The 13359-nt window shown below is 56.3% G+C and carries 16 protein-coding genes and 1 tRNA gene; 5 read left to right on the forward strand and 12 right to left on the reverse strand.

Annotated features, from left to right (window positions below; translation table 11 throughout):
• Positions 1-44: 44 nt before the first annotated feature.
• Positions 45-1145, reverse strand: coding sequence for a septal ring lytic transglycosylase RlpA family protein (locus AC1DPR_RS02050; protein WP_477815678.1), 1101 nt, complete (start codon positions 1143-1145; stop codon positions 45-47).
• A 376-nt stretch (positions 1146-1521) separates the two neighbouring features.
• Between AC1DPR_RS02050 and AC1DPR_RS02055 the strand changes: the two genes are divergently transcribed.
• A tRNA-Ser gene (locus tag AC1DPR_RS02055) sits at positions 1522-1611 on the forward strand.
• 162 nt (positions 1612-1773) lie between these two features.
• Here the strand turns inward: AC1DPR_RS02055 and AC1DPR_RS02060 are convergent.
• Together AC1DPR_RS02060 and AC1DPR_RS02065 are read right to left on the reverse strand one after the other, a co-directional pair.
• Positions 1774-2130, reverse strand: coding sequence for a hypothetical protein (locus tag AC1DPR_RS02060; RefSeq protein ID WP_477815679.1), 357 nt, complete (start codon positions 2128-2130; stop codon positions 1774-1776).
• Entirely contained in the window at positions 2127-3272 is a 1146-nt protein-coding gene (locus AC1DPR_RS02065) for a hypothetical protein (RefSeq protein WP_477815680.1), read from the reverse strand. Before AC1DPR_RS02065 ends, AC1DPR_RS02060 begins: the two co-directional genes overlap by 4 nt.
• Before the next feature lie 340 nt (positions 3273-3612).
• Here AC1DPR_RS02065 and AC1DPR_RS02070 point away from each other — a divergent pair, with 340 nt between their 5' ends.
• On the forward strand, positions 3613-3876 hold the full coding sequence (locus AC1DPR_RS02070) for a hypothetical protein (RefSeq protein WP_477815681.1): 264 nt from the start codon (positions 3613-3615) through the stop codon (positions 3874-3876).
• Positions 3877-4361: 485 nt separating this feature from the next.
• Here AC1DPR_RS02070 and AC1DPR_RS02075 read toward each other — a convergent pair whose 3' ends face one another.
• A complete protein-coding gene (locus AC1DPR_RS02075; protein ID WP_477815682.1) occupies positions 4362-5000 on the reverse strand; it encodes a hypothetical protein in 639 nt (212 codons plus the stop codon).
• A gap of 237 nt (positions 5001-5237) precedes the next feature.
• Here AC1DPR_RS02075 and AC1DPR_RS02080 point away from each other — a divergent pair, with 237 nt between their 5' ends.
• Positions 5238-5549, forward strand: coding sequence for a hypothetical protein (locus AC1DPR_RS02080; RefSeq protein WP_477815683.1), 312 nt, complete (start codon positions 5238-5240; stop codon positions 5547-5549).
• Between the two features lie 286 nt (positions 5550-5835).
• On the opposite strand, the gene AC1DPR_RS02085 is transcribed toward AC1DPR_RS02080, so the two are convergent.
• The gene (locus tag AC1DPR_RS02085) at positions 5836-6183 is read right to left on the reverse strand and encodes a DUF982 domain-containing protein (RefSeq protein WP_477815684.1); all 348 of its coding nucleotides are present in this window, start codon (positions 6181-6183) and stop codon (positions 5836-5838) included.
• Between the two features lie 276 nt (positions 6184-6459).
• Between AC1DPR_RS02085 and AC1DPR_RS02090 the strand changes: the two genes are divergently transcribed.
• Entirely contained in the window at positions 6460-7275 is an 816-nt protein-coding gene (locus AC1DPR_RS02090; RefSeq protein ID WP_477815685.1) for a hypothetical protein, read from the forward strand.
• Positions 7276-7497: 222 nt separating this feature from the next.
• Here the strand turns inward: AC1DPR_RS02090 and mauJ are convergent, their stop codons facing one another.
• Complete coding sequence (gene mauJ / locus AC1DPR_RS02095) at positions 7498-8505, reverse strand: methylamine utilization protein MauJ (RefSeq protein WP_477815686.1); 1008 nt, start codon at positions 8503-8505, stop codon at positions 7498-7500.
• A 311-nt stretch (positions 8506-8816) separates the two neighbouring features.
• Between mauJ and AC1DPR_RS02100 the strand changes: the two genes are divergently transcribed.
• Entirely contained in the window at positions 8817-9224 is a 408-nt protein-coding gene (locus AC1DPR_RS02100; RefSeq protein WP_477815713.1) for a type II toxin-antitoxin system PemK/MazF family toxin, read from the forward strand.
• 151 nt (positions 9225-9375) lie between these two features.
• On the opposite strand, the gene AC1DPR_RS02105 is transcribed toward AC1DPR_RS02100, so the two are convergent.
• The 6 genes from AC1DPR_RS02105 to AC1DPR_RS02130 form a co-directional block, all read right to left on the reverse strand.
• The gene (locus AC1DPR_RS02105; RefSeq protein WP_477815687.1) at positions 9376-9816 is read right to left on the reverse strand and encodes a hypothetical protein; all 441 of its coding nucleotides are present in this window, start codon (positions 9814-9816) and stop codon (positions 9376-9378) included.
• Between the two features lie 300 nt (positions 9817-10116).
• Positions 10117-10374 carry a hypothetical protein gene (locus AC1DPR_RS02110; RefSeq protein ID WP_477815688.1) on the reverse strand — a complete coding sequence of 86 codons (258 nt, stop codon included), beginning with the start codon at positions 10372-10374 and terminating at the stop codon, positions 10117-10119.
• Positions 10374-10574 (reverse strand): hypothetical protein, encoded by a 201-nt coding sequence (locus AC1DPR_RS02115; RefSeq protein WP_477815689.1) that lies wholly within the window; start codon positions 10572-10574, stop codon positions 10374-10376. Before AC1DPR_RS02115 ends, AC1DPR_RS02110 begins: the two co-directional genes overlap by 1 nt.
• Positions 10571-11311, reverse strand: a complete 741-nt coding sequence (locus AC1DPR_RS02120) for a glycoside hydrolase family 19 protein (RefSeq protein WP_477815690.1) — start codon at positions 11309-11311, stop codon at positions 10571-10573. Before AC1DPR_RS02120 ends, AC1DPR_RS02115 begins: the two co-directional genes overlap by 4 nt.
• 673 nt (positions 11312-11984) lie before the next feature.
• Positions 11985-12341, reverse strand: a complete 357-nt coding sequence (locus AC1DPR_RS02125) for a hypothetical protein (protein WP_477815691.1) — start codon at positions 12339-12341, stop codon at positions 11985-11987.
• Positions 12341-13339: a hypothetical protein gene (locus AC1DPR_RS02130; RefSeq protein ID WP_477815692.1), complete on the reverse strand. Its 999-nt coding sequence runs from the start codon at positions 13337-13339 to the stop codon at positions 12341-12343. The genes AC1DPR_RS02125 and AC1DPR_RS02130 overlap by 1 nt, the downstream gene beginning before the upstream one ends.
• Positions 13340-13359 lie beyond the last annotated feature (20 nt).

A 13359-nucleotide genomic window follows, 5' to 3' on the forward strand; every position in this document is an offset into this window, starting at 1 on the left:
TCGACGATGCTAACAACGGACCTGGAGCGACGCAATGGCCGCCGTTACTCGCCGCGCGCGGCGGCTGTCTTTTGACGCTTGACGGATGCCAGGATCGAGTCCTGCGTGAGGCCGTCGTTGCGAACCATCACGGCGTCGAAAGCGAGTTCGACGGTAACAGTCTTGGCGCCCTGTTCCTGATACCCCATTGCGAGAGAGCGCTGCCCTCCATAGGGGCGTTCATATGGGAAAGGGCCAAATTCCGGGAGGACGATCATCTGAGTGGCCGCCGGCTCCGCCAGGGGCGCGACGCCGCCAAAAGACGGTGACGGCATCGGCGTCGGGACAGGCGCAGCATTGTAGCGCGCGCTCGGAGTCGAGCCGGCATAGGACGTCGCCGAGACCGGCACAGGAACATTCTCCGGCTCGGGCGCGAAACCGCCGAAGCTCAGGAGCTGGTCTGCGGTTATGCGCTTGCTGTTGGAGGCGACCATGACACCGGTGGCAATCTGCCCGCCACCCGGGTTGATGCCCGGAATGCGGCTGCCCTTCGGCACATAGGAGGCCATCAGATAAGGCATATCATGCCCATCCATCCGGGCACGCCCCACATACTGGACGCGGACGTTTCCGGTACCGCTGTGCTGCAGGTCAAGCATATCCGCCGTCTTATTGGACAGGTCGATAATGCGCCCTTCGTGATACGGACCACGATCGTTGACACGCACGATAATGGACGCGCCGTTTTCCGTATTCGTCACGCGTGCATAGCTCGGCAGCGGAAACGTTGGATGCGCGGCGGAAAGGTGCATCTGGTCATAGACTTCGCCGTTCGCCGTCAAACGGCCATGAAAGGCCGAGCCGTACCACGACGCAACACCAACCTTGTTGTAGGAGAAATCTTCCTTCGGGTAGTACCACCTCCCCTTCACCACGTAGGGGTCCCCGACCATATAGCGGCCGCCGCCCTTCGGGATGTTGTTGCCGGTGGCAACACGGGGGCTGGCCTTGACGCCGTATTCCTTCTCCGAGAAATACTCCTTGCCGTGAGTGCGCTTTGTGGGCGTAGGCGAGGAACCGCAAGCCGTAACCGTTGCGCAGATCAGCGACAGCCCTACCCATCGCATTCCCGTTGCGAATGACGCCGCCCCGTACTCTCGTTTCATATGTCCCACGCCGCTCAAGACCGTTATGGTTAAGAAATCTGCCCGATCCGGGCAAGACACCCCTAATCCCACCAACCTAACGAGACTTTAATCATGCGGCCTTCATGGCAAATTTGCGAAGCATTTCGCCAAGATAGGGACAATTCTAATTAATATGGTTAATAATTCACTAATTTAAGATTCTGAATAACGCAGTCGGTTCAGCCCGGCTGGGCGTTTCAGCAACGGGGAGCTTCTCCCCTCCGCGGCCCTTCGGGTACCGTACAGAACCAGTTGACGCTGCCGCCGAACGGCTTTAAACGCTGCATAGCCTGAGCTGATGGCGTCAGGCAACCGCAGGTGCGCGGGTTTCGAGCCCGCTTCAAATCAACTGCATGGAAGAGTGTCCGAGTGGTTTAAGGAACCGGTCTTGAAAACCGGCGTGCGGGAGACCGTACCGTGGGTTCGAATCCCACCTCTTCCGCCAAGTTTCCCATTTATCCGATTGCTTTTGCTGCGCAATTCAAAGAACAAAAGTGGGCTTCCCCACTTTTCTCCCCACTCGCTTTTGCCGCTGGAACGGGCATTTGGTGAGGAATACGGCCGGCTCCATTCGCGAAGCGGGGCGGGCGGGGATAGTTGGTTAGTCTCAGTGATGCAGGAATCGTTCGTCGCGGACCTTGATGTCTGCCACAACAATTCCAACCACCTGCTCCTCGAAACGCTCGCGGCTTATATCGTGCAATTGATAGATCGGGTTCTCTCGAGAGAGTCGGAGACCTCCTTTGCCATCAAAGACATTGCAGACGCGGAAAAGATCGACCCCGAGCCCCACATCGAGCAAATAGATGCCCTCGCCTTTGTAAGAAGTGACCGGCGCGATGAGGACGTAGTCTCGGCCACCGCGCAGGAGCGGAAACATTGCGTCGCCTTGAACCGGATGGACACGTAGCCCGTTAGACATGATGCGATTGGCAGGCATTGCCGGAGCAACGAAGTCACTCATTGACCGCCCTCCCCATCAATAGCCGCGTAGAAAGAGCGCTCAAGGCGGTTGGCGCGGCCAATCACATCATTCCACGAGAAAGACAGCATGTTCATCGTGCCGCCCGTAAGCCAAATCTTGAAGAGGCCCTGATTGCTCTGCGAGCCCGTCTCTACATCAACCAGATTGTCATCAAGCAAATCGCCGAGGATGTTGACCATGCTGCGAAGGCTGCAGATTTCATGTTCGAGGTCGCAGAGCGCGCTGATGATCCGTTTGTCCGTTGGGATTGGCTTCGTCTTAGCTTCGGCGACGGCGGACGGGGTAGACGCGACCAGTTCTCTCGCCTCCTGGATCATAGTGTCGTCCAGAATGTGTTCGCCGTACCCGGTGTCGACAAGCACCTTCATGGCAAATTCCTGCAAGGTCGTCGCAGGTTTAGGCATTATGAGCTTCTTGAGCTGAAAAGCCTGTTCCACAGATCGATCCGTTGTCGCGGTAGCAAGTTGCCGCTCCCATTCTGCATAAAGGGCAGCGATGGGCCTTGGGTTGACTCTCGATGATTCCACTGGGTCGTATTCGGCTGCATCACGCCCGAACTCATCGCCTGTATTCTGCTCCTGGCGCACAGACTCGAGGAATATTGAGAGGAACGACCTACCATCGCTGTCATAGTCGTTCTTGAGGGCTTCCGTGACCTCTCTGCATTCCGTTGCATAGAAGATTTTGCGCTGGGCTTCGACGTTTGACATGCACTTGTAGGCTACAAACGCCATCTCTGCTTCGCAGAAGGCGTCATATGCCGGACCATCTGCTTCTAGATCACCGTTCCGGGATGTGTCCTTCCAAGCTTGGAGAGCGTTCCGATGGGCCTCGATCACTAACTCAAGGTCCGCAAGGTCGCTTTCGTTCGCCGACAGAGATCCAAAAAATACAGCTAATGGAATTCCTGAGGGCTGGATGTACGCGAAATCATTCCCGCCGATTTCAGCAAGCACCTTAGAAAGCTCGACGCCGAGACGCTTGGCTCTCACCCACGGGGCATCAGCCGCGGAAACGGCCTCTTCGACCGCCGCTTCCATCTTTGCAAAGCTCCGGGCAAGCCGGGCTTCATCGGAAAGGCTGGCCTCCCCTTTATATGCATTGCGAGCTGCGGCAGTCATATCTTGCTCCCTTTCCCTTTTGTCGCTCCACATTGAAAGGAGCCGATCAACTGGGCGCGAGAGATTCCGAAACACTGGAGCTCGGACAAACGCTGTGGCGCAAGAGCGTAAAATCTTCCCTTCTATCCACCGGACAACTTGAAATGCGTGCTGTTTTGAACTTGGACGCTTGGTAGGCATAGCTTCGCCGGTGACCGGAATCGGTGTTTTCGGCATTGTCGTATCCTTTAGTTGGGTATCAACAACACTATTTAGTGTTTATTAACCATCATACGTAAATGATTTGCTGTCAACTATTATTTGTGTATTTTATCCAACTAGCGATTTCGGGAGACCATCTTTGGCTATTACAGGAAATCAAATTCGTGCCGCTCGCGCCCTCGTGAACATGGATCAGCAAGCTCTGGCTGATGCTGCGAAGATCGGTATCAACACGGTACGGAACATGGAGGGATCAGGAGCGGAGCGCATTAGAGTAAGGACCGATACTCTGGATGCCGTAATCGACGCGCTCAAAGGGGCCGGCGTGGTCATCGTCGACGAAGGGCTGAGCGATGGCGGACCTGGCGTCCGACTTGTGGGCAAGGCTGGGTCGGTCCGATGACTAAATTTATAGTGCAGAAGGCTCCCGAAGAGGACATCGGCAGGGATCGTATCCGAATACACTATAGCCATCGGAATGGCGCAAAGCGCTTCGCAATCATGCGGGTAACCAGTCCTCGGCATAGCGCCATTCTATGTGTCCTTGGATTGGACAAAGACCAGAGCGTTGTCCAGATGGATATCGATCTGCGAGCTGCTTTCGAAGTTGAACCCGACCAGGAGATTGAGTTGACTTTGGAGCGGGCCGGCTGGTTTGGCAAGATTCGATGGTACCTCTTCGCAACCGACCCTGCGGTCCACGTTCCCGCTTGGATTGGCGCGTGGTCCTTTGTTCTTGGCCTAGTCGGACTCATCTTGTCGGCTGTTCCATTGTTCTCTTGACGGGAAGAATTTACCTAAACATGTCCGGCCGGGAAACAGCAGCAAACGCGACGAGCATCCTTGAAGCCGGCGCGAAATCGCGGAGGACCGTAGTGGTCCTTCTAATTAGTCATTCAAGCCAAGGGGATTGAATCGAGGATCGCTGCGTGAGTCGTATCCGGTCTCTCTCCTGTACAGATCGACCGCAGAATCCACCTTCCTGCCTATAGCCTCGCCAGCCGCACGGCCACCCTTTTCAAAAATCGTATCTACCTGGGCCGCACTCGCAGCGATGGCCGCGCCGGCCGATTGGCTTGTCGACAGGTTGCCTGCTTCATGGGCCATTCCGAACGTTATCCAGGCGCCCGCACTTTTGCCAAACGCTTCGCCAAATGCTCCAAAGAAGGTTGTTGCACGCCCCTCATTTGGAAGCTCATTAGAGGCAGAAGCCGCCGCTTGATCGCCTGAGCTATCTGCCTTCGCTACTGCAGCCTCGTCAGATTCGTCGGTCTGCTCCTTGTCCGCTGGCATGCTCGTTGGTCCGGGTGTTGTCATCTGTTTAACGCCGCCTTGAATGATCCCCTGGGCGGCGCCTTTGACGAAAGGAGTGACCGTATTGACAGCGTCCTGGATGTTTTTCTGAGCTTGGTTGAGATCCTTCTCCATTTGTTCGAAGCTCGGACCATTCCCCCATCCCCCTGCGGATGCAACGTCGAGACACGAAGAGAAACTGAGAACGGTTGCAGCAAGAAAACGCGCATTCATGGAATTCCCCCTCTGCCTGAGCGATCCTCACCGGAGCAGTTTATTTGATAGGAAATGGTGCAGAAAACAACTCAGGCTTTTGAGGGGCCGAAGCGGTTTCATGTCCGGGTCAGGTGATTGAATCCGAGCTTTACGCGGCCAGCCCTCAAGGCCACATGTCTTTGTGCTCGGGCGGGAGCAGAAACCAAAATCATCGACAACATGCGGCTGTCGGCAACCTCTTCAAGGAGAGGCGCTATGCGCGTGTCAGCGTACCAACCCAAATACAAATGGCGCCGAACGAAGATCGACGAACACGACGTGCCGACGGACAACGACTGGTCCGGGTATGACGGAGAGATTGACGTTGGGAGGATTCAGCTACAGCCGCACGGCCCGATGAAAGGCAAATGGCTCTGGTCAGCTCATGGGCCGAGGGTGGCTAAGAGGCTACTACCACATCAAGGCTACGAAGCCGAAGGCAGGGAGGCGATGCAGAGGGTTGAGGAGTACTATGATAGGCTGCTCGAATACAATGGGCTAAGGGCCGAGAATGAGCATCTTCGATAAACAGGGAATGAAGGCAATACTCTCAGTCGCAAGTCTGGCTGCTTTGACGGCATGCACAGGCACAAACGGCGCCGTTCAAGATGCTCTTGCCTACCGGATGGCCCATCCACACCGGATGACAGGCGCTGGCGGCAATTACCAACCGAACGCGTACGGGCTTGGCGTCGGGATGGATGAGTATGGCCGGCCCGTTCGGCAGCCGGACCCTTCGCTTCAGGTGCAGCCCAATGCCTATGGTTTGGGAGTGGGCATGGACCAATACGGAAGGCCAGTCTACTAGAACCGATCAGAGGTTCGGAGAGGCTGACGCCCCCTGCCCGCGCTTGGCCTTGGGCCGCTTCTCGCCCCGAACCTGGATGTACTCTTCCTTGACCATCAGCATCTCAGCGGCGATTGCAGCGGCTACGAATGCCGCACGAGCCTTCTCCGGATCAAGGATGCCTTCCATGGCCTCCAGGCACTTGGTCTTGGCACGGTCCCACTCCTTGCCCCGGTGCTCTTCCGGCCACCGGTAAAGCAGGCTGTACGCCAGATCCGACAACGTTGCGTGCCGGCGCATGGTTATGCCCTTGCGCTTCTCGACGCAGACGATGCAGTCTCTAATGCTGATGTGTTCACCTACGTATGCAGTCATGCCGCCACCTCTGGCCGAATCAGGTGAGCATTAACTCCGGCCAGTCAAGACACGTTTTTAGGATTTTTCTAATTTGTTCACCAAGGGACAAACGCGCGGGCCAGGCGGAAACCTATCGATCAACGGGGAATACATTGGCAGGTTGGGAAGGGATTGACGCTGGGTCAACTCGCAGGCCTCATGCGGTGCAAGTGTGGGCACAAGGGCGCGCGCTTGATGGTGAGGCACTTGTCGCGATGAGCTTCGCGCTAGCCCCAGATGGAAAGGTAAACTGGTGTGAATGACGACCTGAACGAGCAAGCAGAAGGTATTGACGACAGCGACTACTACGGTGAGATGCCCTATAGGAATCCCGACGAGATCGATTTCAACGAGATCCCGCAGGCACTGCGAGGGTTACATCTCCTGGGTGGTGACATGTTCCTTAACATGCAGGTGACCAACCTCGCCATCGTTGATCAATTCATCATGCAACAGGAAACTGAGCTGCTCCAAAGATACAGGAGGGAGGACAGAACCCCAATTGATCTGGCCATGTTCGTCTCCGCCCAATCTCAAATGTGGATATTTGCCGCATACGAGCTCATGAGGACTTGGCGCCAACGGGCGACTGAAACAGTGAAGTGGTATCGCAACGGCGGTCTTGAATTGAAGATCAATGCGCTGGAGGACAGTAAAGGTTTCATGCATCACGGGCGTGAGTCCCGCGCGAGAGAGTTGCGTGAAATCATCGCCAATCCGGCCCTTATCGGCACAATTGAAGAGGACATCCGACGAACTCACATCCCCTTCAAGCGCATGGAGTTCATTCGCGTTTCGCTTGCGAAGCACGAGGTAAGCGGAAAGCCCAAGGCCATTGCATACGCCCCTGGCTACGGTCGCATCAACTCATATTGCGGGGCGCTCGATTTTCAGATGACGACGGGCCCGGTTATTCTGGACAATATCAGCCGGCGGGACATAGCGGATGAGATCCGAGCTATAGCTCACTTGCCGGCCCCGAGCATTCAAGACCTAAAGGAATTCGATGAATTCATGGCAGCTAGCGATGAACTCCCTTTCGGCCCACCGCTTGACAGCATGCAATTTTAGTGTGCCAAAACGCAAAAAAATCGAAGCCGGGGTGAAATGGGAAGAGAAGGTTATCGGGTCGGGCGATTATTGAAGCCGTTACAACCTAGAGGCCGGGAACGCCGCTGAGCCTACTCCTTGATCGGAGAACATTCGTTGTCCTCTGGTAGCTGAGCGGCTTGGCAGGAAAAGAAGGGAGCCTCAGCGGTAAGCCCAACCCGAGGCTTCCCTTCTTCACATCTTTCAACCAGGGCCGTTTCCAGATTCGTTTAATCGCGCCAACAGCGCCTCATGCGTTTGGATCAAAATCCGCGCGCAAAGGTCCGCTAGAAACGCGACGTCAAGCGCCTTGCTACGCGCTTGGGCGCTGCCCACGTTCATCACACTTTTATCGCGAAGCTCAAAATGCGCGATTGCGTTCCGGTATTCGTTAGTGAGGAAGCCGTTAACAAAAGCGCCGATTGGCTTGCCAATATGAGGCTTCAACCACTCAGCAATGTCTGGATGGTCCGGCACTACCGACTTTGGCACCGTCTGATCTCTACGCATTCTCCGTAGCTCTCGAAGGACCTCCGACCGCAACGGATTTAGCAGCCCTTCCATTATTTTGAAGAGACTCAAGACCTTATAGAACGGCGTCGATACATTCTGGCACTCACGATAAAGTGCGTAGATAGGCATCATGCGTTCTTCTATTTGGTCCTCGCCTTCCTTGATATACGAATGGCGTGGAGGTGAGACGAAAAAAATGTGTTGCACCTCGTTTACGACATCGCGGATGACGATCTGCGAGAGCTGAACTGGAACCTGATGAGTGAAACTCATTTTATCCAGCCAAGGGGAGAGCGCGTCTTCAAAAAGATACTTCGCGTGAAGCGGATGATTCGCAGTGATTTCGGCCGTTGCTAGAGAGATTTCCCCAGCGCTGTTAATCTCAAGGAATATGTCTGTCGTTCGAGCCGTTAATTGGATTTTCGCGGACGGGTTGCCGAACAACAGGTGAGTTGATCCATCCTCTTTACCGAAGTTGCCAATGACGTTGCGTGTCTCGCCAGGCTTATCTGAGAGTCGGGCCTTACACTCGAAAATCCTCGTGCTTGAATCATTGTGCCGATCCTTGCCCGCAAAACGATCATCGCTGAACATGGCAGAGACGGTCAAGACTCCGTTCGACCCTGGCCATCCCAATTGATCAGTAGGGATAGTCATCTTGTTCTCGACCGAAGTGCCGACCAACTTACCCGGAGCCATCTGGATTCCTATAAACAGCAAGCAAATAGAATCCGGCGTGTAGTCCGATTCTCAACTGTGTTCCACTTGGATTGCCACCATCCGCGCGGAATACTGTGTGCCTTCCGCTCGCCCATCGTGCGACCTTGTCGGCGTCGACGAGGTAGTCGCGCCATCCGGGTTCATCACGGCAGCGGAAGCCGCCAATATCCACGTGAATGCGGGTTCCGAATCGGTTCGGCCCACCGAAGCGGGCAGCTTGCTTTCCGCTAACGATGATGAGTAACGTCGCGACTCATTGAGATCAACCAACCCGAGCAGCTTACTTGGCTTTGAAATTTCCTCCGACGGTCGGAACAATCGTCATTTGCGACTACAGGACAGGTTTCCGTCCCCCGGAAATGGTCAAAGAGCGACTAGCCGTGGTTGTCTCCCCTCGTCTGCCCCACCGGGACAATCTTTGTACGGTCGTTCCGCTCAGCGCGTCCCCTCCGAAAGATCATTTACTTTATCAAGTGCGAATCGAACTGCCCATGGAAGCGCCGTCTCCCTATGCCGGGAGGTTCAAATGGGCGAAGGCGGACATGATGGCTACCGTGGGCTTTGAAAGACTCTCATTGCCTTACACTGAGCGAGACCGTGCAACCGGTAAGAGAAAGTATTTGCAAATCATATTGGTAGAGAATGAACTCACCAAAGTGCGAGAAGCCATGCTTTTCGCGCTGGTTTGGGCCCCTTGACTAAGCACATTTAACCAACCATATCTTTGCGTGATCGCGCTTGCGGGAAACCGTAATGCGCCTCAAGTCCACCCCGAGAGGGATGGCGGGCTGCCTCGCGATACCAAGCTCCGGTAGTTGACACCCCACCTTCCGAGGTGGGGTTTTCATTTCAGGGCCTGACGATCGGCGTCCGGTAGACCGTCTTGTCGGTCTTGTTGGCGTCATCGAGCTTGCTGCCCAACACTTCGACCCGAGTTGCAATCTTGTTGATGCTCTCGATCACGGTATCCAGCTTACCCCCGAAGGATTCGACGACGCGATCTATCCGCTTGTTCGTCTCGCCTATCCCCGCTTTGTTCTCGGCGCCTATAAGCTCCTGTTGCTCCTGCTTGAACTGGATCGGAGGTAGGAGGGTCTTTGTGGCGTTGAGGTCAGCCTGGAATTGGTGAAGGGTGTCGCTGGTCTCGGACACCTGTTTCTGCAGATCGGAAACGTCTCTCGTCAGGCTCACCCAGATTCCGCCAGCCGTGGCGGCATTCATGATCATTGCGAGGACTATCCCGCCTAGATGCCAAAGATTGAACCGCGTTTTCTCGATCTGCACCGTCATATCGCTTGCCTCTGCCGCCACCCCTATGCCCCTTCAAATGCGCATGCCTTGCACTGGTTTCATGATTGACCGGAGAGCTCCGATCGATTATTCGGCCGCGGCCGCGCTCATATGCCCCGAGGCGGCACTAGGAGGGTCCGATCTGCCTGTGAGGGTCGGACCCTTGCTTACTTCCGGCAGGCGACATCAGCCCGGCACTGCTTATTGTTTGACGAGATGGCAGGGCCCGCTAGAACGTCCTGAGACGCCGCCCTTGCCGCCTCTGCATTCTGGAACCGGATGAACTGATAGCCTGCCCCGTTAGTCGCAGGCGCTGTCCGGCAACCCGCTATCGCGCATGAAAACAAGACAACGGTCGCGATCCGAAAGCTTGCGGAAACTCGCATTGCTCTTCTCCAGGTTATCGATGCGGTCCAAGGCTTCCTTGGCAGCCTCTGCTTGGATCGCGGCGCGCCCTTCACTGCGTCCGATGAGCTTGGCGGGGTAGAAGGCTAGAGATGCCCCTAGCGCGGCTCCTGCGCCAAGCTTGAGCCAATCCAGAAGACCAAAGCCGAACATCAGGTTTTCCAGCCCATTCGCTTGGCGAGCTTCCACCAACCGACAGACAAACCGGCGATGGCCGCGGATACAGCGAGATTGATGGAGTCGGCGACGGAAGGGTCTGTCGTGAGGATGCCCTCGACCTTCTCGCTGATCAGTCCCGAGGACGCCAGCCAGCCGGCGAAAATATACAGAGCAATGCGGATCCAGACGGTCATGCTTCTGTCCTCGTGAAGATGGCAGAAAGTGCCTTGAGAAGAGCGTCGAGCCAGTTGCCTTTAGCGACCGGCTGCGGTTCGATGGTGGCGACAGGCTTGGGAGTTGGTGCAGGCGCTGGAGCGGGTGTGACGACAGGAACGCCGCCAGCCTCTTTGATTGCCGACAGAAAGGCCGTGTAGTAGCCGCCGATCAGTTCCCACTTGTCGGTCACGTTGATCGTGCGGCGTGCGTTCTTGAGGTCGTCAGGGCCGTTTGTGGGCAGGTAGGTGGCAATGCCCTTCCCTGCTCCGTTCCATCGGCCGTCCAGCAGGCCTTTGATCATCACGCGAGCAGAGATGACTGGATCGAGCATCTTGTCGGGATAGGCGACGAGATCATAGGCAGCGTCGGATGACGACGTGTCGTAGTTCTTCAGCCACGTTAGCTGCACCTGTCCGCGCCCATAGTAGACATGGCCATATTTCCCCGCTGACTTGCCATACTCGCGCTTGGCGACGACACGGCGGGCGCTGGCGTCATCCTTCGCGAAGCCCTCCCTGACCGGGACCATGCGGGCGCCAGTCTCGTGGTAGGCTGTGGCGAGGGCATACGCGAGCGTTTTGTCTCGACCGTCCCCATGGGTGGCGGAGGCGTCGAGAATGCCGTTGATGCCGTCCACTTGCGACTGGCTTAGAGACGTGCCGAAAACACCAGACGTGCGACGGCGTAGCGCAGCGAAGAACGCTGTACGGTCCATTGAAAGCTCCAGATTTGTCGGAAAGTGAGTGTTGCAGTTCCCGCACTCGACTCTCGGTCGGCCGCTACGCCTATCCCGTTAGAGTTTTCTACTAGCGGTAGGTTCTGATACCACTATTGCAGTACGTGCGATGGATGGTTGGTTGTGCTCTTATGGGCGCGGCCCAAATTCGGCCTCTGTAACAATGCTCGGAGGTCCGCGAACCCCTGCGGACCTCTTAATTCCCCCAAATTATCTAATCGTACTAATGCTAACGTGGCGTCGCACTTTCACCATGGGGCGATATTTTCGCATAGCTTGCAAACTCTTCCGCAAGCGGAGAGGCGCACTGCCATGCGGAACCCCAAACAAGGCCAGTGCGCCTCTCCCACACGGGGGCGGCCTCAGCCCCCGAAAATGCGAAAGTGCGCAAAATGCCGCCATTAGAACTACGGTTGTCGCGCCTTGAGCCCGCTGCTGAATGTTACAGCCAGAAACTTATTTTGAGACGACATTGCCCCCGACTTCGCTAGGTTCCAACTCATGTGGGGAGTAACTCGAATGAACTTGGAATCGCGCGCTGAAGCGTATCAAATAAACTGGCAGAGCGTGGTTATGGCGCTAACGATGCCATTGGCCATTGCCGTCGTTTCGTTTGGCTGCCAGGTCTTCCTGTAATTGAATTGCGCGATCCTTAAAGCTTCGAAGCAGCCACGAAGAATCCGTCGATCTGCTCGTCCGTGAAACCCATGGCGGCAAAGCCAGCCGCCATCATCGGCTCTGTGCGGACGAACGTGCCGGAATACTCGTAGGCGATCTGAACCGCCTTCGACTGAGTTGCTATCCACGCATCGACCTGATCGAGAAGGCCGGCGGCCAGTAGCTGGAGCTTGAACTGGCGAGCGGAAACACTAGTAACCGGTGGAGCAGCGGGACTGCAAAACGCAAGCACCTCGACATCGTCGTCGGCAAGCCACTCTGTCGCGTAGTTTTCCTGCAATTCCGCATAGAGACCGACAATCGAGCCCTCGGATCGTTCTATGTACGGCATTAGCTACGTCCCCTCGTGTCGACCCAACCATAGAGCTGTAGGTCGTTGGAAATGATTGAGCCGGAGTTGATCGATGCGGAGAAGCGGAGCTGAGCGCTCAGATTGGTCACCCACACCGGCGGGATCATTTGGCTATCGGTTGTTCCGGCGGCGGAAGTGCCGATCTCCTGCTGGTACACATAGGCAGCCGATGACTGGTAGCCCGAGCCGATCGAGTTCGCGACGTTCGAACTGGTGTTGACGCGGAGCGCACTTCGAAGGATCGGGAAGACTTCAATCCCAACCGGAACTGGCATCGTCAGGAGAACGTCGGCGGCTGCGGCCGTGCTGCTTCTGATTGAGACTGCCCCGCGCCTGAAATTGTCCCCTCGTTGCTCGAAAAGTACGATGGCCCCAGCCTCACGCATGATCGAGCCGACACGCCGCTTGCGGTCGTAATTCGTGGGCAACGAAGGCGATAGGGATGCCGACAGCCCTACATCGACCGCACCCGTATCCGAACGCTGTATAAGGAATACGTGTCCCGTACCGTTGGGCATGGCTGCGCCGTCCAGCCAACCGCCATTGCCGGAACCTCCAGCCCAGGCAGCATCGGTGCGCTTGGTCATGGTCGATGCGAGGACCATTAGAACGGGGCTGGCTTCTGTGCTCGCCGCCTCCCCGACCGCTATGTCAATGTCGTTAGTGACATCGCCCGCGTTGTTGCTGAGCGTCAGGCCATAAAGCTGGCCATTGAGTGCCGCAGAGACATTCGATCGAGCTTGGGCTTGCTGTGCAGCCGTCAGCGTTTGAGCACTGTACCCGACCGTGGATAGTGCTGTCTGGGCAGCGGCCACGGATGTCGCCCCAGTACCACCTGACGTGATCGGGCGGGCATTGTTGAGGTCCTGAATGATGTCATCGATCGTGGCGTTGTATTTGGCGCTCTCGATCGTCGTATTTGGCACGGCTGTGGTGCCGGCCGGCTTCGACATGACGCCAGATCCGTTTCTTGGCATTGAATATCCTCGCGCACGGA

This window comes from Rhizobium sp. 01T417, assembly GCF_056398905.1.

What these genes read in the sequence shown, in the direction of transcription:
- AC1DPR_RS02130 (WP_477815692.1), bottom strand. Translation starts at nt 13,339, where the DNA reads ATGCCAAGAAACGGATCTGGCGTCATGTCGAAGCCGGCCGGCACCACA.
- AC1DPR_RS02115 (WP_477815689.1), bottom strand. Translation starts at nt 10,574, where the DNA reads ATGACCGTCTGGATCCGCATTGCTCTGTATATTTTCGCCGGCTGGCTG.
- AC1DPR_RS02080 (WP_477815683.1), top strand. Translation starts at nt 5,238, where the DNA reads ATGCGCGTGTCAGCGTACCAACCCAAATACAAATGGCGCCGAACGAAG.
- AC1DPR_RS02125 (WP_477815691.1), bottom strand. Translation starts at nt 12,341, where the DNA reads ATGCCGTACATAGAACGATCCGAGGGCTCGATTGTCGGTCTCTATGCG.
- AC1DPR_RS02065 (WP_477815680.1), bottom strand. Translation starts at nt 3,272, where the DNA reads ATGACTGCCGCAGCTCGCAATGCATATAAAGGGGAGGCCAGCCTTTCC.
- AC1DPR_RS02085 (WP_477815684.1), bottom strand. Translation starts at nt 6,183, where the DNA reads ATGACTGCATACGTAGGTGAACACATCAGCATTAGAGACTGCATCGTC.
- AC1DPR_RS02060 (WP_477815679.1), bottom strand. Translation starts at nt 2,130, where the DNA reads ATGAGTGACTTCGTTGCTCCGGCAATGCCTGCCAATCGCATCATGTCT.
- mauJ (WP_477815686.1), bottom strand. Translation starts at nt 8,505, where the DNA reads ATGGCTCCGGGTAAGTTGGTCGGCACTTCGGTCGAGAACAAGATGACT.
- AC1DPR_RS02120 (WP_477815690.1), bottom strand. Translation starts at nt 11,311, where the DNA reads ATGGACCGTACAGCGTTCTTCGCTGCGCTACGCCGTCGCACGTCTGGT.
- AC1DPR_RS02050 (WP_477815678.1), bottom strand. Translation starts at nt 1,145, where the DNA reads ATGAAACGAGAGTACGGGGCGGCGTCATTCGCAACGGGAATGCGATGG.
- AC1DPR_RS02110 (WP_477815688.1), bottom strand. Translation starts at nt 10,374, where the DNA reads ATGTTCGGCTTTGGTCTTCTGGATTGGCTCAAGCTTGGCGCAGGAGCC.
- AC1DPR_RS02105 (WP_477815687.1), bottom strand. Translation starts at nt 9,816, where the DNA reads ATGACGGTGCAGATCGAGAAAACGCGGTTCAATCTTTGGCATCTAGGC.
- AC1DPR_RS02075 (WP_477815682.1), bottom strand. Translation starts at nt 5,000, where the DNA reads ATGAATGCGCGTTTTCTTGCTGCAACCGTTCTCAGTTTCTCTTCGTGT.